Below are 17,443 nucleotides of genomic sequence, written 5' to 3' on the forward strand. Positions count from 1 at the left end.
CGCCAGTGGGTGCACGCTGTTTTCAGAGCAGCCTGCCATGACAACGGTTACACCTGCGTCAGCGCGTGGCCACTGCGCTATTCTCGATGCCGTGGGTGGTCCACCACCTGCGTATCTCCCTTGTCCGGACGCGCTGCATGCCTGATTCGCCCCCATCGCACACCCCGCCTGCCGGCACGGCCCAGCGCCCGTTGCAGCGCTGGCGCAGCGAGGGGCAACAGCCGCTGGTCGATGTGGTGGCCGAAGAAGTGCCGGTGGCGCTGCGTTACAACGGCGCCGCCTTCGCAGTGATGATGGCCACGCCCTGCGACCTGGAAGACTTCGCGCTGGGTTTCTCGCTCAGTGAGGGACTGATCGCTACGCCCTCGCAGCTGCTGTCGATCGACATCCACCCGCAACTGGAAGGCATCGAACTGCAGATGGCGGTGACCGACGATGCGCCCGGCGCCGGCCTGGATCCGGCAAATGGGCGCCTGCTGCCCGGCCGCGGCGGCTGTGGCCTGTGTGGTACACGCCAACTGGAAGAGGTGCTGCGGCCACTGCCCGAGGTGCGTGAGCGCCGGACCTATTCACCGGCAGCCCTGCAACGGGCGCTGGCCACGCTGGTGCAGCATCAGCCGATGAATGCGGTGAGTGGCTCGACCCATGCCGCGGCCTGGGCCGATGCCAGCGGCCGCATCGGCTGGGTGCGCGAGGATGTCGGTCGCCACAACGCGCTGGACAAGCTGATCGGCGCCTTGCATCACAACGAACACACGATCGAGGGCGGCCTGCTGGTGATTTCCAGCCGTGCCAGCTACGAGATGGTCAGCAAGGCCGTGCGGGCCGGCGCCAGCGTGCTGGCGGCAGTCTCGGCACCGACCGCGCTGGCGATCGACCTGGCCCGTGGTGCAGGCCTGTGCCTGGTCGGGTTCGCACGGGAAAGCGGATTCAATGTGTATACCCATCCCGAGCGGCTGCAGGCAAACGACAAGTAGCATCGACTGGGTAGAGTCGACTGTCAGTCGACTGCTCTTCGTTCAGCCCCCGAAAACCCCGCGCTGCGCGCGATAGTCGACTGACAGTCGACTCTACCCGGCCGGCTCCATTCAGACCGGCCCGGGTCGAACCGCATCTCAGCGCAGCGCCACCTTCGGAAAGTCCACCGGCACGTCGAATGCTACGTTGACGTAATTGGTGAACAGGTTGAGCGCCACGTGGGCGAGGATCTCGACGATCTGCTCATCGTCGAAACCGGCCGTCCGCAGCGCCTGCACATCGCCATCGGTGATCCGCGCACGCTGCTCGACCACCTTCAGCGCGAAGTCCAGTGCAGCAGCGGTAGCCGGGTCACTGGACTGGCCGATCTGCGCGGCGGCCATCTGCTCGCTGCTGGCACCCGCCTTGCGGCCCAGCGCGGTGTGCGCTGCCAGACAGTACTCGCAGGCATTGCGGTTGGCGATGGCCACGGCGATCTGCTCACCCAGCAGCGGTGACAGGCGACCGCCGCCCAGCGCGCCGAACGAACCCCACATGCTCTGCAGGGCAGCTGGCGAGTTGGCCACGGCGCGGAACATGGCCGGGGTGGCGCCGAAGGCAGCGTGGACCTGGCCCAGCAGGGCCTGGCGGTCAGCGGTGGTGTTGGCGGCATCGATCAGGGGGACACGGGACATGGTGGATCTCCTTGGGAAAGCGCCCGGGATTGGACGACCCGCTCATCCTAGGTAGACTCGCAGGACGAATCAGGCGCAATCAGCCGCACATATTGTCCATTCATCCATGATCACGCCCGCCGACACCTCCCCACCCGACCGCCTCTCCTCCCTGCTGGAGCGCTTCCGGGTGCAGGCCGCGCTGTTCCACAGCGGTCCGCTGTGCGGGCGCCATGTCTTCGAGCCGCAGCCCGGTCGTGCCTTCCTGCACATCCTGCGCCAGGGTGAAATGGAGGTTCGTCATCCCGACGGTGATGCCGCACTGCCCCGGTTGAAGATCGACACACCCAGCCTGCTGCTGTATCCGCAGCCGCTGCACCATGTGTTCTTCAATGCACCGCTGGATGGTCCGGATTTCACCTGCGCCACGCTGGATTTCGATGGTGGCGCGCGCAATCCGATCGTGCAGTCACTGCCACCGGTGATGGTGGTGCCGCTGGCCGCGATCGGCGAACTGGATGACACCCTGCACCTCCTGTTCGCCGAGGCCGATCGCCAGCGCTGCGGGTCACGGCTGCTGACCAACCGCCTGTTCGAGGTGGCGCTGATCCAGATCCTGCGGTGGGTGGTCGATCACCCGGATACGGCCGGCGTCAGCCACGGGTTGATGCGGGGGCTGTCCGATGCGCGGCTGGCCCGTACGCTGGTGGCGATGCACCAAGCGCCGCAGGACGAATGGACGCTGCCACGCATGGCCGCGACTGCCGGGATGTCGCGCAGCGCCTTCGCGGCAGTGTTCAAGGAGGTGATGCAGGCGACGCCGGCCAGTTATCTGCTGGACTGGCGGCTGAGCCTGGCCTGCGCGCAGTTGAGGGCCGGCGTGGCGGTCAAGCAGGTGGCGATCGAGGTGGGATTTGCCGATACCGCGTCGCTGTCGAAGGCGTTCCGCAAGCGGCTGGGGGTATCGCCGAGGGCGTGGTTGGCCGCGAGCGCAGCGCAGGCTGGGTAGATGGATGAGGGGTAGAGTCGACTGTCAGTCGACTATCGCGCGAAGCGCGGGGGTTTCGTTGTCTGAGCGAAGAGCAGTCGACTAACTGTGTAAACCCACTACGTTGTTCAGCGGCACTCTGGAGATAGGTGGCTGGCCGCCGATCGCCATATGGGGACGGTGCCAGTTGTAGTGGTGCAGCCATTGGCTCAACACGGAATTGCGCTGGTCCGAGGATGCGTACTCGCAGGCGTAAGCCCACTCGCGCAGGCTGGTCTGGATGAAGCGCTCGGCTTTGCCATTGGTCCGCGGCGTGTAGGGCTTGGTTCTGATGTGCTTGATCCCAAGGGATTTGAGCAGCTTGGCAAAGGCGGTGGAGCGATAGCAGGCACCGTTGTCTGTCAGGATCCGCTTGAAGGTGATTCCCAGGCTGGCGTAGTACTGCAGAGCGCCCAGCAACGCCTGGCAGGCGGTTTCGCCCTGTTCGTTGGGGTGGACGCTGCTGAAGGCGACCCGGGAGTGATCGTCAATGGCCACGTGGACGTAGCCCCAGCCTCCGCCACCGGCATTTCCTCGGCGCTTGGCGTCGGTTCTATGGCCCGGCTGCTGGAAGTTGCCCAGCTTCTTGATGTCCAGGTGCAGCAGCCCTCCGGGCTGATCGTATTCGTATCGGATGACCTCCTTGGGCGGATCAAGCCGGCACAAACGATTGAGGCCGTGGGCGCGCATCAGCCTGGAAATGGTGCTGTGGCCGATCCCCAAGGCTTTGGAGATGGTCAGATAGGTCTGCCGTTTACGGCGACACTCCTTGATCTGCTCGACCACCGGTGCAGATGTGGCATGTGGTGTCCGGTGAGGGCGTGAGCTGCGGTTTTCCAGCCCCGACACCCCCAATTCCCGGAATCGGGCCAGCCATTTGTAGGCCGTACGCACACTTACGCCGCATGCTTGGGCTGCTTCTTCTGGGCGCAGGCCCTCGTGGAGGATGCGGCGAACAAGAAGTGCTCGACTATGGACGGTCAAACGGGCATTTTTATGGGGGTTCATCCGGGCTCTTTGGGGTCTGGAGAGGTGTGGTAACCACCATTTTCCAAAGATGTCCCGGATGAACAACCTACAGAGAGATCACAACTAACAGTCGACTCTACAAGGGCGGCGATTCATCCGACTTCGCCAACAACCCGGCGATGCGCTCGGCAACGGCGCAGGCTGGTTAGATGGATGAGGGGTAGAGTCGACTGTCAGTCGACTATCGCGCGAAGCGCGGGGTTTTCGTGGTCTGGTTGAAGAGCAGTCGACTAACAGTCGACTCTACCGACAGTCGACTCTACAAATGCAGCGCCACCGTGGTCAGCCCTTCGCCAGCAACCCGGCGATGCGCTCGGCAACACGGGCGCGCACGCCTTCGTCCAGCTGCCCTTCGTACATCGCCTCGTAGATCCACAGGCCATCGGCGGCCAGCCGCGCCACGAAATTGTCGAGCGTCGTCGCATCGACATTCCCAGCCTCCGGTGCGGATGGTGCCCAACGACGTACTGCCGGCCCCCACGGACGCTCATCGGCGTCCGGGTCGGCCGACTCGAGCATGAACATCAGCTCGGCACGGGTGGCACTCTGGGCCGACACGCGCACGAAGGTCTGGTAACGCTCCAGCGCAGTGGCCTGCTCGGCGGTCTTGCCCAGCAACGCTTCCATCGACGTCTCCCAGGCATGCACCAGGTGTTCGTCGATACCCCGCAGCAGCGCCTCGCGCGACGGGAAGTGGTACAGCAGGCCACCACGTGTCAGCTGGGCCTCGGCCGCCACCGACTCGAAGGTCACCGCGCGCACGCCGTCACGATTGATCACGTTGACGGCGGCGTCGAGGATGCGATCGCGCTTGCTGGTTCTCATCGCTTCATTTTACGCGATCGGCCGCGCCCTCGCGGCTGCCGACGCGGCCGCGCAGCAGGCGCGCGATGATCGCCGCGCCCAGCGCCAGCATCGCAGTGATCACCAGCAGCACGATCTGGTAGCCGCGGTCATACGCGGCCGCCGCCAGCACGAACCACTCGCCCTGCCCACTCTCGCGCGCGGCATGCAGCGCCTGGGTGAAGCCTTCGCGGGCAAGCGCGGGCATATCGGCCGAGACCGGCAGGAATGCGCTGTACATCGCCGCGCTCAGGCTGCCCAGCATTGCCACCGCCAGCAGGCCGCCGAACTCGTAGGACACTTCTTCCACCGACGAGGCCATGCCTGCCCGATGTGCCGGCACATTGTTGAGGATGGCGGTGGACGCCACCGAGATGGCCGAACCCATGCCGAAACCGGTGATCGCCATGCCCGCCACGACCCAGCCGAGCCCGTGCGGGAAGCCGAACGCCACCACGCCGACACCCAGCGCGCCCGCAGCCAGGCCGCCGCAGATCAACGGACGCAGGCCGACCCGATGCAGGATGCTGCCGCCCAGCAGCGCACTTGGCAGGCTGCCCAGCGCTGCCACCGATACCAGCAGCCCCGCCTGCAGCGGCGTAAAGCCCGCCACCAGCTGGAAGCGCTGGGTGGTGACCAGCTGCAGGCCTGCCATCGCGAACAAGGTGAACACCGCCGACAACGTGCCGGCCAGGAACGCCGGGTTGCGGAAGATCGCGAAGTCCAGCAGCGGGTACGGCAGCTGTTGCTGGCGGCGAGCGAACGCCGCGCCGGTCACTACGGCCAACAGCAGCGCAGCAGCGCCCAGTGCGTACGACGGCGGCGTGGCGATCAGCGACTTGATCGCCAGCACCAGACCGGAAAGTGCGGCCAATGCCAGCAGCGAAGAGACAAGATCCCAGGGCCGCGAGGTATCGCGCTGGCCTTCCGGCGCCAGCAGCAGCGTGGCCACGAATGCGACCACGACCACAGGGACGTTGACCAGGAACACCGACCCCCACCAGAAGTGCTGCAGCAACCAGCCACCGATGATCGGGCCAAGCGCCGCACCGACGATGGCCACCGAGCCCCAGATCGCAATGGCGATGTTGCGCTCGCGCTCCTCATGGAAGCTCAGGCCGATCAGCGCCAGCGTGGCCGGCATCATTGCTGCCGCACCGACCGCGAGGAACGCGCGCGCGGCAATCAACTGCGCTGCAGTTCCAGCGAAGGCCGCCGCCAGCGAGGCAATGCCGAACACCACAAGACCGATCAGGAACATGCGGCGGTGGCCGATGCGGTCGCCCAGCGTGCCGGCGCCCAGCAGCAGGCCGGCCATCACCAGCGGATAGGCATTGATGATCCACAGCGCCTGCCCGGCACTGGCCGAAAGTTCCTCGGTCAGCGTGGGCAGTGCGGTGTAGAGCACGGAGTTGTCCAGCGTGACCAGCAACAGGCCGGCAGCGACGGTGAACAACAGTGCCCAGCGACGGGCACGCGACAGGGCCGGAGCACCGGCCAAGGGCTGGGACAGAGCCATGGGACAACCTGATGGGGTGAAGTACGGCCATAACTATACCGGATGTCCTGTATAGTTATGACCCTCCGGTCAGCAATTCAGGTTGCCTGGCGGGAAATGTTCATCTTCCCGCCTCCGTCTCGCCGGGCCATGCCCTGCGGAATGGAACCTTCATCGGCAGTCCTTCGGCAACGCGGCGATCGCCGATACCACGGCCCCCTGCATGCCCTGCCCCACGGCCATGTCCAGCTCTCCACCAGTCCCCCCATGCTGGCGCCGCAGCTCGTCTTCGCATAAGCCGCGCACCCGCGAACGCGCATTCGCCCGCAGGCTGCTGCAACGCCAGTCGGCACCACCCAGCGGCAGCACCGAGTACACCACGCTGTTGCAGGCATTGCCGGCGCGCTGCTGCAACGACAACCCACCGAAATCGCGTGGCTCGCTGCTGCGCTGCGGGTCGAAATAGCTGTCGGGGAAGGTGCGCGCGTACTGCTCGATGTCCACCGCCATGCTGCGTCCACCGCCCAACGGCATCTGCAGCGGCTGGCCGCACTGCGTGGCATCGGCGCGATGCTGGATGTACTGGTAGATCGGCCGGTCCAGCGATGGATCCTGCTGGGTCACCGCGCTGACCGCCGCCAGCACCGGCAGTGATGCACGATTGGCCATGCGCGCCAGCAATCCCGCCTGCGCCGGCTGGCAGCGATCACGCAGGGTTGCCGCGAGCAGGAACAGCACGTCGTTGCGGAACGCATGGTCGTCGCCCAGGTACTGTTCGATGCGCTGGCTGGCATCCGGCGCTGGTGCCGGAAACGCCACCGCCGGCGGCGCGGTGGGTGCAGACTGCCGTTGCCACCACACCAGCAGCGCGAGCGCCGCCAGCAGCCCCCCGGCAGCAATGATCCAGCGCCTGCGCATCAGTTGTGGATCGCCGAGAGCGTGGCCGCCGCCGCATCGTAGGACGCGCTGGCGATATCCGCATCGAAACGCTTCACCTGCAGACGCCCGGCAAGCCGGTATGGATCCCAGAGGTCGCCCAGCGCGATCGGCGTGGCCAGGGTCACGTGGATGATCTGGTTCGGCGGTGGTGGCGGCACGTGGATGCACGCGCCATAGAACGGTACGAACAGCAGTTCATCGACCAGGCCGGCATCGTTGGTGCCAAGCGGTACCACGTAGCCGTCCAGGTCCACGGCGCGGCCGTCTACGGCATCGACCACACGCGAGGAGCCGAACTGCTTGGCGCGATCCGGGCTGGAATGGTCGATCTCCTGCCCCGGTGGCGTGCCGGAGCCAGTGTCGTCGATCAGGCCGCCCACGCCGTCCATGCCATTGCGTGACAGGCCGATCTGCGGCGGCGGGCGCTGGTAGGTGATTTCGTCGGGCCGCAGTGCATCCCAGCGGTCGACGGGCGCTTCGGCCATGGCCGAGGGTGCCGGCTTTTCCTGTGACGTGACCGCAACGGCGTCGCTGCCCGGCGACGTGCAGCCCGCCAACCACAGGCATCCCAGCATGAGCAGCAGGTGGCTACGGTTCATAGGGCCTAAGCTGTGCGTCGCGCATGGTGTAGGCCGAACCGGCCAGATCGTCTTCCAGCCGTTCGGCGCGCAGGGTGCCGGCCAGGAAAAACGGCGAGTACATGTCCGGCATCTCGATCGGGCGTGGCAGCACCACGTGCACGATCTGGTTCGGTGGCGGTGGTGGCACGTGGATGCAGGCGCCGTAGTACGGCACGAACAGGAATTCGGTCAGCCGCCCGTCCTGCGCGTTGGCCAGGGGTACCACGTAGCCTGGCAGGCGCACCGGACGCTGCAGTACCGAATCCACCGTGCGGAAGGTGCCGAACTGCGGCATGCGCCGGTTGCCGTTGTGCTCCACTTCCGGGCCCTCGCCCCGCTCCAGCGCGGCCAGCTCGTCCCTCGGCATCATCTGCAGCCAATCCAGCTCCTGTTCTGCAACGTCTGCAGGATCACCGCGGTCGACCACCGGCGAGGGCGGCAAGGCCTGCACGCCGGTATCCACCGGCCGCTCACAGGCGGCCAGTGCCAGCACCATCGGCAACCACAGCATCCAGCGCATGCTCAGCCTCCCGGTGAAAGGCCATCGGCCACGGTGCGCCGGTAGGCCAGCCATGCCGGCACGAGCCCGGCCACGGCGCTGATCAGCAGCACGCCCGCAACCCATGCCAGTTCGCGGCCATCCGGCCAGACATGGGTGATCGACAGGCCGAAGGTGGCCAGCACCCAGCCGCGACCGGCAATGCTGGCGGCCACCAACAGTGACAGGGCCAGCAGGCCGGCCACGGCACTGGTCGCCACCGCCTCGACCACCAGCAGGCCGGCGATGTAACCCGGCCGCGCACCGGTGGCACGCAGGATCGCCATCTCGCGCCGCCGCTCCTGCAGGGTCGAGACCAGCAGCGCCACCAGCGAGACCATGCCCAGCAGCACCACCATCGCGCTGATCAGCTGCAACGCCCGCTCGGCAGTGCCCAGCGACTGCCACAGCTGCTGCAGGGTCACACCGGGCAGGATCGCCAGCATCGCCTCGTCCGGGTATTCGTTGATCCTCCGCTGCACCGAGAACGTGGCGATGCGCGAGTTCAGGCCCAGCATGAAGGCGGTGATGCTGGTCGGGGTCAGGTCCAGGTGGCGCGCCTGCTCGGCACTGACGCTCTGGCTGCGCAGCTGCACGCCCGACCGCCAGTCGACATGGATCGCCTCGATGGCCGGCAATGAAACCAGCACCGATGAATCGACCGGCGTACCGGTGCGCTGCAGGATGCCGGCAACGCGGAACGGCTTGTCGGCATGCGTAGCCAGGGTGACCGCGCCAGTGCCATGGGCCAGTACGATCTCATCGCCGAGACCGACCTTCTGCGCGCGTGCCACCTCCGCGCCGATCACTGTGTCGTAGAGATCATCGAACGGACGCCCCTGCGCGAACGCGAGCGCGTGGCCGGCCCCATAGCGATAGTGGTCGAAATAGCCACCGCTGGTGCCGACCACCCGGTAGCCACGCCAGGAATCGCCCAGCGACAACGGCACCGCCCACTTCACCTGCGGCAGCGCGGACAGCTCCTGATAGGACTGCCAGGACACGTTGTTGGTCGGGTCGCCGATATGGAACACCGAATACAGCAGCAGGTTCACCGGCCCCGAACGCGCACCGACGATCAGGTCGGTGCCCGACACGGTGCTGGCGAAACCCTCGTGCGCCTGCGTGCGCACACGTTCTACGCCCAGCAGCAACACCACGCTGAGGGTGATGACCAGCACGGTCAGGCCGACACTCAACGCACGGCTGCGCAGACTGGCCCAGGCAAGCTCAAACATGGCCGGCACCTGCCTGGTTGATCTCGGACAGTGAAATGGTGCGGTCGAACAACGGCTGCAGGCTGTCGTCATGGCTGACCACCAGCACCGTGGTGCCAGCCGCCTGGCACTGCGCGGACATCAGCTGCAGGAAGGCGGTCGCCGCTTCGCGGTCGAGCGCCGAGGTGGGCTCATCGGCCAGCAGCAACGCCGGGCGGCCGATCAGGGCGCGTGCCGCCGCCACGCGTTGTTGCTGGCCAACACTGAGCGTGCCTGCGCGCCGCTGCATCAGCGCCGGGTCCAACTGCAGGGCCTGCAGCAGGCGGGCGATCTCGGCATCCAGCGGGCCGCTGATGCGTGCGCTGCGCAGGCGCGAGAAGCGCAGGCCCAGCGCGATGTTGTCGCGCACGGTAAGGAACGGCAGCAGATTGAACTGCTGGAAGATCACGCCCAGCTGATCGGCACGGAAACGATCCCGCGCCGCCCCTCCCATGTCCTGCAGTGACTGGCCTGCCACTTCGACACGGCCCTTGTCGGGTAGCAGCACACCGGCCAGCAGACCCAGCAAGGTACTTTTGCCGCCGCCGCTGATTCCGCGCAGCAGCACGCTGCTGCCCTGCTCGATCCACAACCGCGGGATGTCCAGCACCAGGCGCATGCCGTAGCCGAACTGCACGTCTTCCAGAGCGATCACCGGTGCTGTGCTCACGGGGCCAGCACCACGCGAAGGTTGTCGGGGGTCAGTACATTGCGATTCTGGCCGTTGGCTGTCGCACTGTTGACGATGACTTCGTGCAGGCCCGGGAACAGCACGGGCAGCCGCATGACGATGGCGCGCAACGCGGCCGGATTCGCGCAGCGGTACTGCAGAGTGGCAGTGAAACCCGCGTGCCGGTGCTGTCCTGCCGATGGCGCGGCGGCAGTCGCATCGAAGCCCTCGGCATCGGCTTTGCTGCTGGTCAGGCGGCAGTCTGCAGCGGTGGGCAGGGTAACCCAGCTGCCGCCCTTCAGCAGCGTCGTAGCGCGATCCAGCGCGGCCTGCTCGGCGGTATTGGCCGGCGGTCGCTCGTAATCGAGGATGCCGATGCCGGGGGCCTGAAGGGCGAATTCCAGCATTTTCTGGTCAAGCGCAACATCAACGGTGGCCTGGCCGTGCACGTGCGGCGCGTGCTGACGGATGTCGTGGGCCTGCGCGGCGCCGGCAGCCAGCAGCAGGAAAAGAGCAGCAGGAAGCTTCATGGGGAGACTCCAATTGTTACTATGTAACATTATGGACCACATCCCCACGACGCCTGCAAGGGCTCCAGCCCAGCCGCCAACTTCGGCACGCTGGCACCCCCGCATCGATCTCGCCGGCGCCTGGCTGTCACTGGCCTGCGCCGCGCACTGCATCGCCCTGCCCCTGCTACTGGCGTTCATGCCAGCGGCAATGATGGCGCTGCGCTCGTTCCAGCACCCCGGCCATGGCGTGATGACGCTGCTGCTGATGATGTCGCGCTGGGAGTGGCTGTTCGCGCTGCTCGCTTCGACGCTGGCAATGACCAGTACGAGCGCCGGGCTGCACCGGCATGGCCGTTGGTGGCCATTGCGGCTGGCCTGCATCGGTGCTGCCCTTCTGTTGTCGGCCTCGCTGTACCTGCCGCTGAAGGAATCACTGCTCTGGCATGGCGTGGCCACCGCATCCGGTGGCGTCCTGCTGGCGACGGCGCACATTGGCAATCGACGGGCGTTGCGCACCCGGTAGTGCCGGGCCATGCCCGGCAGGAACGCCCCATCCACGCATGGCGTGGATCTACCGCTACCTTCCAGTAGCGCCGGGCCATGCCCGGCGGGCATTTCACCATCCACGCATGGCGTGGATCTACTGCTACCTTCCAGTAGCGCCAGGCCATGCCCGGCGGGCATTTCGCCATCCACGCATGGCGTGGATCTACTGCCACCTTCCAGTAGTGCCGGGCCATGCCCGGCAGGAACGCCCCATCCACGCGCGGCGTGGATCTACCGCTATCTTCCAGTAGTGCCAGGCCATGCCCGGTGGGCATTTCGCCATCCACGCATGGCGTGGATCTACCGTCGGCATTTCAGAAGCGGTACCCCACTTCCACGCCAAAGATCCGCGGGCTGTCCACCGGGCCGTAGTAATTGCCGTCGCGGCCAAACGCCAGGTTGTCGAAGATCAAGCCGTTGATGCGGCGCTTGTTGGTGAGGTTCTGGACGAACACCCGCGCAGTCCACGGCCCGGTCTCATAACCCACCTGCGCACCGAATACGGCAACGGCCGGCTGGAACGCGCGGTTGCGCTCATCCAATGCGCTGGAGCCGGTGAACTGGGACTCCAACCGCGCATACAGGCCGGACTCGAACTGGTAGCGCGCGGCCAGGTAGCCGGTGTAGTGCGGCGTCAGCTTGACCCGCTTTCCATCCAGGTTCTGGTCAACGCTGACCCACAGCCTGGTGTACTTCGCATCGACATAGCCCACATTCGCCATCAGCGTGAAACCCGGCAGCACTTCAAACACGCCCTCCAGCTCGGCACCGCGCGAACGGATCGAGGCATCCGAGCCCACGTAGTCCGAAGAGATCGGACGGCCGTTGGCATCGGTGGCCACCTGGATCTCCTGCCAGTTGTCCGAGGTGATGTGGAACAGCGCGCCACCGATGTGCCCGCGCCCACCGGCCAGGTTCATCTTGAAGCCCAGCTCATGGCTCCACATGCGCTCGGCCTCATAGCGCAGCACCTTGTCGTTCACCACATCGCTCTGCGCCGCAGCCAGATTGAAGCCGCCCGGAATGTAGCCCTTGGCCGACGCGGCATAGAACGACAGGTCGTCAGTGGCGTCGTAGCGCAGCGACACCCGCGGCAGCGTGGCCGAGAACGTATGCGCCAGCGCGGCATCGCGGTACAGCACGCGCCCACCGGCCCCCAGGTCCAGCGCACCGGCACGCTGCTCGGTGGAACGCCGCGCCTGCTCATGCCGCAGGCCGGCGCTGGCGGTCAGCTTCGGCAGCGCGGGGAAGGTGTAGCTGGCGGTGGCGAACACGCTGTAGTCCTCGCCCCTGGAGGTCTGCCGCGGTGCAAGGTTGTAGCTGTCCAGCCCACGCAGCGCCGGGCCGACAAAGGTACCGAGGATCGAATCCTTGCTGTTGTGATAGGTCGACACACCTGCCATCCAGGTCAGCGGCTGGTCGCTGGGCGAACTGAAGCGCGCCTCGGCCGTCCATTCCTTCTTCCTGTCGTAGATGCGGCCCGCCAGTGCTGGGCTGTTGGTCATGTCGAAGTCATAGCCGGCCGAGGTCACCTCCTCGTCCCGCCAGGAAGCAGCCACGTCCAGCGTGCCGGCCTGCAGCTGCCATTGCGCGCTGAGGCCCACCACCGTTTCGTCCTTCTCGGTGCGCTTGGGCGCGTCATTGATGTAAGTGAAATCACCTGCGTGGCGGCCGCCATTGAGCGATGCCCCGTAGGTGCGGTTGTAGAGGCCGGTATCCAGCGGCAGGTATTCATACTCGAACATGCCCGGCGCGCGCGTGCGCAGGTGGTAGGCCAGCGCATTCACCGAAACGTAGTCACTCGGCCGCCAGCGCAGCTTGCCCTGCAGGTATCCTTCGCCCACCTTGCCCCGCGCCCCGGACGGCGTGAGGTTCTTCAGGTACGCATCCTCGTCCGAACCCATGAAGGCCACCGAGCCGGACAGCCGGCCATCACCACTCAACGGGCCGGCGACGAAGCCGTCCAGCGCGGTGCCATTGCCGTTGCCGAACCAGGTGCTGCGCACGTTGATCTCGCCTTCGCGTGCATCGGCGGGGCCACGCGTGCGCACCAGCACCAGGCCCGATTCACTGTTGGCACCGTACAACGTGCCCTGCGGCCCGCGCAGCACCTCCACCGACTCGACCTGGTTGAGCACGGCATTGCTGAGCTCACGGAACGGGATGCCGTCGATATAGACCGAGGCGCGGTTGACCAGGAACGGATTGGACTCGATGCCACGGATCGAGATGAACATGTTGCTGAGCTGGCCCATCGCGTTGAACTTCACGTTCGGGGCGAGCTTATCGAGATCACGGAACTCGGTGACTCCGGCCTCCTTGAGGGCCTGCCGATCGAGCACCGTCACCGACAGATCGCTCTTCAGGTAAGGGGTGTCGCGTTTGGAGCCAGTGACACGGACACCATCCAGCGTAGCTGGCGTGGACTGCTGGGCGCGTACCGGAAGTGCGGAAATGAGAAGGGATGCTGCGACCAGGGCGGCAGCGGGCGTGGACGACTTCAAGGGAGAACCTCGGCGGATGGAGTTGCGGGCGCGCGGGCGACGGCGGCGCGGAACAGGAGTGTTATCCTGTAACATTCGCGCCGAGCCGCCACTCCATTCCAGGCGGCGCTGCTCCATTTCCGGATCCGTGATGCCAGCGCTCGCCGACCAGCTGATACAGGAAGCAGGCCCGATGCCCCCGATGGCGATTGCTAGTGACGACGGCGGGGTCGTGCTGCTGCGTCATCGCTTCGACGCCAGCGAAGGCGCCATGGGACATCCGCACCAGCTCCGGCTGGGCCTGGCCGTGGCCGGCGGTGGGCGATTGCAGCAAAGGGCCCAAAGCGGCCTGCTCCACGCGCAATGGCGACCCGGTCAATTCAACGTGGTCCTCCCCGGCGACCTCGGCACCTACGCCAGCCCCGAGGTCGACCTGCTCGGCATCGCCATTGACACCCACGTCTACCCGCACGACCTGCAGCCACTGCGCAACCTGGAAGCGCTGGCTGCACGGCTGCACCACGACCCGGTAGTCACTGCGGTGCTGCAGGCGTTGTGGTGCAGCGCGCAGGCCGATGCCTGCCTGCCCGGCTTCCTCGAGCACGGTGCCCAGGTGCTGATGCACCGCCTGGAACAGCTTGCCGGGAACCGGCACCAGGCGAGCCAGGCATGTTGTGTATTGTCCGCGCGGCGACTGCAGCAGCTGGAGGACTATATCGACGCGCAGCTCGGCCAGCCGCTGGCGGTTGCGCATCTGGCTACCGCCTTGCAGATGGAGCCTTCGACGTTCAGCCGTGCGCTGCGTGCGGCAACGGGGCTTGCGCCGTATGCGTTCCTGACCCGGCGCCGCATGCAGTGGGCACGTGCGCAGCTCGCGCAGGGGCGCAACGTCACCGAGGTCGCGCTGGCCTGCGGCTACGCCAATCCCAGCAAGTTCAGCGCTGCCTTCCGGCGCGTATCCGGCTGCTCACCGTCGGCGTGGATCACGCAGACCCACAGCCCACGGTAGCGCCGGGCCATGCCCGCCAGCGTCAGCCCCTCATTCGTCGAACGGGCGCTGCCCCAGCGTCTGCGTCACGTGGTCGACGAAACAGGTGATACGTGCAGCCAGCGCGGTGTTGCGGTAGTACACCGCGTTGATCGGCTGGCGCACCTCCTGCGTCTGCCTGGCAAACAGCTGCACCAGGCGGCCCTCCCGCCGATCCTGGCGGGTCAGGAAGTCGGACAGGCAGGCAATGCCGAGCCCGGCCACCGCCATCTGCCGCAGGGTCTCGCCACTGGACGAAGCAATCGCCGGCGCGATCACGAAAGGCCCACCAACGGCATCGTGCAGCGGCCACTCGTTCAATGAACTGGGCTGGGTGAAGCCCAGCAGGTCGTGCTTGCGCAGCTGCCCCGTCCGCGTAGGCGTACCGTGCCGGCGCAGGTATTCGGGGCTGGCTACCACACGGATGCGGCTGTGGCCGATCGGCCGCGCATGCAGGGTGGAGTCGCGCAGCACACCGATGCGGAATGCCACGTCGGTGCGCTTCTCGATCAGGTCGGTGATGCCTTCATTGGAATTCAGCTCCAGCTCCACCTGCGGGTAGCGCTCACGGAAACCCTCAAGCAGCGGCACGATCACGTGCAGCATGAACGGCGTGGCCGCATCCACGCGCAGGCGCCCCACCGGCTGCAGCCGCCGCGCGGCCATCTGTTCCTCGGCCTCGTCCACCGTGGCCAGGATCGTACGGGCGTACTCCAGGAACGCCGCACCTTCCTCGGTAAGTTCGAGCCGCCGAGTGGTCCGCCGAAGCAACGTGGTCTGCAGCTTGTCCTCCAGCCGCGCCAGGGTACGGCTGGTCGCGGAGATGGTCAGCTCAAGCGCCTCGGCCGCTGCGGTGATCGAGCCACTGTCGACCACCGCCACGAACGCCTTCAGCTCATCCAGGGTGGTTTTCATTGTTTACCTCGACGCAAAAGCGTTTCCCGTATACACGGCTTAATCAACAAATGTAAAGCGCCCACACTTCGCCCTGTCCCGAGCCCCACCGGCTCTCAACGAAGTCCCTGGAGTCCATCATGAGTGTTCCTTCCTTTGGCGTCGGCACCTTCCGCCTCACCGGCCAGACCGTCATCGACTCGGTGCGCAACGCCCTCGAGGTCGGCTACCGTGCGGTCGACACCGCGCAGATCTACGGCAACGAGGCCGAGGTCGGCCAGGCCATTGCCGAATCCGGCGTAGCGCGCGACCAGCTGTTCCTGACCACCAAGATCTGGGTGGACAACTACGCTGCCGACAAGCTGATCCCGAGCCTGCGCGACAGCCTGGCCAAGCTGCGCACCGACCATGTGGACCTGCTGCTGATCCACTGGCCGGCGCCGGGCAATGGCGTTGAACTGCGCGAGTACATGACCGCACTGGCCGAGGCCAAGTCGCTGGGGCTGACCCGCCAGATCGGCGTGTCCAACTTCAACATCGAGCTGACCCGGCAGGCCATCGAGGTGGTCGGCGCCGGCGAGATCGCCACCAACCAGATCGAACTGAGCCCCTACCTGCAGAACCCGGCACTGACCGCTTTCCTGCAGGACCAGGGCATCACCGTGACCTCCTACATGACCCTGGCCTACGGCAAGGTGCTGAAGGATCCGGTACTGGCCGCCATCGCCGACAAGCACCAGGCCACCGTGGCCCAGGTGGCGCTGGCATGGGCGCTGCACCAGGGGTACTCGGTCATTCCGTCGTCGACCAAGCGCGAGAACCTGGCCAGCAACCTGCTCGCGCAGGACCTGCGCCTGGATGCCGATGACATGGCCGCGATCGCCGCGCTTGAGCGCAACGGCCGCGAAGTCGATCCGCCGGGCCTGGCCCCGGCCTGGGACTGAGGCGCCACGCCATGGGCAGTGCGATGACCCGGTTGCAGGCCGGTGGTTTCAGCATCGGCATCGAAGCACCGCTGGACAATGACTGGACGCCGCTGGGCGAACAGGCACGACGCGCCTCGCGACGTCTGCCCGGCGAACCGGACCTGCAGCGTCATGCGGAACTGGCACGCTTGGCCGACCGCCTCGGCTTCCGTGCGCTCTGGGTACGTGACGTGCCGGTGTACGACCCCGCCTTCGGCGATGCGGCGCAGGTGTTCGAGGTGTTCAGCTACCTCGGCTACCTGGCCGGCATCACCAGGGACATCCTGCTGGGTACCGGTGCGGTGGTGCTGCCGATCAGAGAGCCGTTGCTGACCCTGAAGTCGGCGCGCAGCGTGCAGCGGCTGAGCGGCGACCGCCTGCTGCTGGGCGTGGCCAGCGGCGACCGACCGGTGGAGTACCCGCTGTTCGGCCGCGACTTCGACAGTCGTGGCAGCCGTTTCCGCGAGCAGATCGCGCTGCTGCGCGAGGGCGCCGCTGCGCACCTGCCGCAGGGGCTGGATGTGCTGCCCGCCGATGGCCCGGCCCTGCCGCTGTTCGTGGCCGGCCTGGCCCAGCAGCAACCGACGTGGATCGGCCAGCACATGGATGGTTGCCTGGCCTATCCGGGCACGCCGCAGGACCACGCGCAACGTGTGGCAGCCTGGCGCGCGGTGGCCGGCAACAAACCCTATGCCAGCTTCATCCACCTGGATCTGCTGGCCGATGCCGATGCCCCGCTGCAGCGCTGGCGCTTCGGGCTGCGCGGCGGCCGCAACGCCCTGCTGGCCGAGCTGCACGCCATGCAGGCGGCCGGTGTCGACCACATCGGCCTGCAGTTCCGCCGCAACGAACGGCCGTTGGCCGAAACCTTCCACGAAATCGCCGAGTACGTGCTGCCGCACTTCCCGGCCCATGCCGGCGCCGGCGCGCCGCATGCAACGCTTGCCGCCCCCGCGACGGCCTGA

18 protein-coding genes are annotated in these 17,443 nt (G+C 66.7%); 6 read left to right on the forward strand and 12 right to left on the reverse strand.

Features of this window, described 5'->3' with window-relative positions; all coding sequences use genetic code 11:
• Positions 1-137: 137 nt before the first annotated feature.
• Complete coding sequence (gene fdhD / locus QP552_RS11435) at positions 138-977, forward strand: formate dehydrogenase accessory sulfurtransferase FdhD (RefSeq protein ID WP_286073673.1); 840 nt, start codon at positions 138-140, stop codon at positions 975-977.
• A gap of 138 nt (positions 978-1,115) precedes the next feature.
• On the opposite strand, the gene QP552_RS11440 is transcribed toward fdhD, so the two are convergent.
• Complete coding sequence (locus QP552_RS11440; RefSeq protein ID WP_111111747.1) at positions 1,116-1,652, reverse strand: peroxidase-related enzyme; 537 nt, start codon at positions 1,650-1,652, stop codon at positions 1,116-1,118.
• A 106-nt stretch (positions 1,653-1,758) separates the two neighbouring features.
• On the opposite strand from QP552_RS11440, the gene QP552_RS11445 reads away from it, so the two are divergent.
• Positions 1,759-2,640, forward strand: coding sequence for an AraC family transcriptional regulator (locus QP552_RS11445; RefSeq protein ID WP_286073674.1), 882 nt, complete (start codon positions 1,759-1,761; stop codon positions 2,638-2,640).
• 81 nt (positions 2,641-2,721) lie between these two features.
• On the opposite strand, the gene QP552_RS11450 is transcribed toward QP552_RS11445, so the two are convergent.
• The 9 genes from QP552_RS11450 to QP552_RS11490 form a co-directional block, all read right to left on the reverse strand.
• Positions 2,722-3,666 (reverse strand): IS481 family transposase, encoded by a 945-nt coding sequence (locus QP552_RS11450; RefSeq protein WP_286073675.1) that lies wholly within the window; start codon positions 3,664-3,666, stop codon positions 2,722-2,724.
• Positions 3,667-3,969: 303 nt separating this feature from the next.
• Complete coding sequence (locus tag QP552_RS11455) at positions 3,970-4,512, reverse strand: TetR family transcriptional regulator (RefSeq protein WP_111111749.1); 543 nt, start codon at positions 4,510-4,512, stop codon at positions 3,970-3,972.
• Between the two features lie 4 nt (positions 4,513-4,516).
• Positions 4,517-6,049 (reverse strand): MFS transporter, encoded by a 1,533-nt coding sequence (locus QP552_RS11460; protein ID WP_111111750.1) that lies wholly within the window; start codon positions 6,047-6,049, stop codon positions 4,517-4,519.
• Between the two features lie 150 nt (positions 6,050-6,199).
• On the reverse strand, positions 6,200-6,946 hold the full coding sequence (locus QP552_RS11465; protein WP_286073676.1) for a hypothetical protein: 747 nt from the start codon (positions 6,944-6,946) through the stop codon (positions 6,200-6,202).
• Positions 6,946-7,566 (reverse strand): DUF3299 domain-containing protein, encoded by a 621-nt coding sequence (locus tag QP552_RS11470; RefSeq protein ID WP_286073677.1) that lies wholly within the window; start codon positions 7,564-7,566, stop codon positions 6,946-6,948. The genes QP552_RS11465 and QP552_RS11470 overlap by 1 nt, the downstream gene beginning before the upstream one ends.
• Positions 7,556-8,107, reverse strand: a complete 552-nt coding sequence (locus QP552_RS11475) for a DUF3299 domain-containing protein (protein ID WP_286073678.1) — start codon at positions 8,105-8,107, stop codon at positions 7,556-7,558. The genes QP552_RS11470 and QP552_RS11475 overlap by 11 nt, the downstream gene beginning before the upstream one ends.
• Before the next feature lie 2 nt (positions 8,108-8,109).
• Positions 8,110-9,363 (reverse strand): ABC transporter permease, encoded by a 1,254-nt coding sequence (locus QP552_RS11480; protein WP_286073679.1) that lies wholly within the window; start codon positions 9,361-9,363, stop codon positions 8,110-8,112.
• A complete protein-coding gene (locus QP552_RS11485) occupies positions 9,356-10,051 on the reverse strand; it encodes an ATP-binding cassette domain-containing protein (protein ID WP_286073680.1) in 696 nt (231 codons plus the stop codon). Before QP552_RS11485 ends, QP552_RS11480 begins: the two co-directional genes overlap by 8 nt.
• A complete protein-coding gene (locus QP552_RS11490) occupies positions 10,048-10,581 on the reverse strand; it encodes a DUF2796 domain-containing protein (RefSeq protein ID WP_111111756.1) in 534 nt (177 codons plus the stop codon). The genes QP552_RS11485 and QP552_RS11490 overlap by 4 nt, the downstream gene beginning before the upstream one ends.
• Positions 10,582-10,612: 31 nt before the next feature.
• Here QP552_RS11490 and QP552_RS11495 point away from each other — a divergent pair, with 31 nt between their 5' ends.
• On the forward strand, positions 10,613-11,086 hold the full coding sequence (locus QP552_RS11495; RefSeq protein WP_111111757.1) for a MerC domain-containing protein: 474 nt from the start codon (positions 10,613-10,615) through the stop codon (positions 11,084-11,086).
• A 337-nt stretch (positions 11,087-11,423) separates the two neighbouring features.
• On the opposite strand, the gene QP552_RS11500 is transcribed toward QP552_RS11495, so the two are convergent.
• Positions 11,424-13,613: a TonB-dependent receptor gene (locus QP552_RS11500; protein WP_111111758.1), complete on the reverse strand. Its 2,190-nt coding sequence runs from the start codon at positions 13,611-13,613 to the stop codon at positions 11,424-11,426.
• Positions 13,614-13,794: 181 nt separating this feature from the next.
• Here QP552_RS11500 and QP552_RS11505 point away from each other — a divergent pair, with 181 nt between their 5' ends.
• Positions 13,795-14,601: an AraC family transcriptional regulator gene (locus tag QP552_RS11505; RefSeq protein ID WP_286073681.1), complete on the forward strand. Its 807-nt coding sequence runs from the start codon at positions 13,795-13,797 to the stop codon at positions 14,599-14,601.
• Between the two features lie 30 nt (positions 14,602-14,631).
• On the opposite strand, the gene QP552_RS11510 is transcribed toward QP552_RS11505, so the two are convergent.
• Positions 14,632-15,534, reverse strand: coding sequence for a LysR family transcriptional regulator (locus QP552_RS11510; protein WP_286073682.1), 903 nt, complete (start codon positions 15,532-15,534; stop codon positions 14,632-14,634).
• Between the two features lie 119 nt (positions 15,535-15,653).
• On the opposite strand from QP552_RS11510, the gene dkgB reads away from it, so the two are divergent.
• On the forward strand, positions 15,654-16,457 hold the full coding sequence (gene dkgB, locus QP552_RS11515) for a 2,5-didehydrogluconate reductase DkgB (RefSeq protein ID WP_106548603.1): 804 nt from the start codon (positions 15,654-15,656) through the stop codon (positions 16,455-16,457).
• Between the two features lie 11 nt (positions 16,458-16,468).
• Positions 16,469-17,443 (forward strand): TIGR03571 family LLM class oxidoreductase, encoded by a 975-nt coding sequence (locus QP552_RS11520; RefSeq protein ID WP_111111762.1) that lies wholly within the window; start codon positions 16,469-16,471, stop codon positions 17,441-17,443.

This window comes from Stenotrophomonas sp. 59 (assembly GCF_030291095.1).
Classification (GTDB): domain Bacteria; phylum Pseudomonadota; class Gammaproteobacteria; order Xanthomonadales; family Xanthomonadaceae; genus Stenotrophomonas; species Stenotrophomonas maltophilia_Q.

What these genes read in the sequence shown, in the direction of transcription:
- QP552_RS11440 (WP_111111747.1), bottom strand. Translation starts at nt 1,652, where the DNA reads ATGTCCCGTGTCCCCCTGATCGATGCCGCCAACACCACCGCTGACCGC.
- QP552_RS11475 (WP_286073678.1), bottom strand. Translation starts at nt 8,107, where the DNA reads ATGCGCTGGATGCTGTGGTTGCCGATGGTGCTGGCACTGGCCGCCTGT.
- dkgB (WP_106548603.1), top strand. Translation starts at nt 15,654, where the DNA reads ATGAGTGTTCCTTCCTTTGGCGTCGGCACCTTCCGCCTCACCGGCCAG.
- QP552_RS11505 (WP_286073681.1), top strand. Translation starts at nt 13,795, where the DNA reads ATGGCGATTGCTAGTGACGACGGCGGGGTCGTGCTGCTGCGTCATCGC.
- fdhD (WP_286073673.1), top strand. Translation starts at nt 138, where the DNA reads ATGCCTGATTCGCCCCCATCGCACACCCCGCCTGCCGGCACGGCCCAG.
- QP552_RS11460 (WP_111111750.1), bottom strand. Translation starts at nt 6,049, where the DNA reads ATGGCTCTGTCCCAGCCCTTGGCCGGTGCTCCGGCCCTGTCGCGTGCC.
- QP552_RS11510 (WP_286073682.1), bottom strand. Translation starts at nt 15,534, where the DNA reads ATGAAAACCACCCTGGATGAGCTGAAGGCGTTCGTGGCGGTGGTCGAC.
- QP552_RS11480 (WP_286073679.1), bottom strand. Translation starts at nt 9,363, where the DNA reads ATGTTTGAGCTTGCCTGGGCCAGTCTGCGCAGCCGTGCGTTGAGTGTC.
- QP552_RS11455 (WP_111111749.1), bottom strand. Translation starts at nt 4,512, where the DNA reads ATGAGAACCAGCAAGCGCGATCGCATCCTCGACGCCGCCGTCAACGTG.
- QP552_RS11495 (WP_111111757.1), top strand. Translation starts at nt 10,613, where the DNA reads ATGGACCACATCCCCACGACGCCTGCAAGGGCTCCAGCCCAGCCGCCA.
- QP552_RS11445 (WP_286073674.1), top strand. Translation starts at nt 1,759, where the DNA reads ATGATCACGCCCGCCGACACCTCCCCACCCGACCGCCTCTCCTCCCTG.
- QP552_RS11450 (WP_286073675.1), bottom strand. Translation starts at nt 3,666, where the DNA reads ATGAACCCCCATAAAAATGCCCGTTTGACCGTCCATAGTCGAGCACTT.
- QP552_RS11470 (WP_286073677.1), bottom strand. Translation starts at nt 7,566, where the DNA reads ATGAACCGTAGCCACCTGCTGCTCATGCTGGGATGCCTGTGGTTGGCG.
- QP552_RS11465 (WP_286073676.1), bottom strand. Translation starts at nt 6,946, where the DNA reads ATGCGCAGGCGCTGGATCATTGCTGCCGGGGGGCTGCTGGCGGCGCTC.
- QP552_RS11490 (WP_111111756.1), bottom strand. Translation starts at nt 10,581, where the DNA reads ATGAAGCTTCCTGCTGCTCTTTTCCTGCTGCTGGCTGCCGGCGCCGCG.
- QP552_RS11520 (WP_111111762.1), top strand. Translation starts at nt 16,469, where the DNA reads ATGGGCAGTGCGATGACCCGGTTGCAGGCCGGTGGTTTCAGCATCGGC.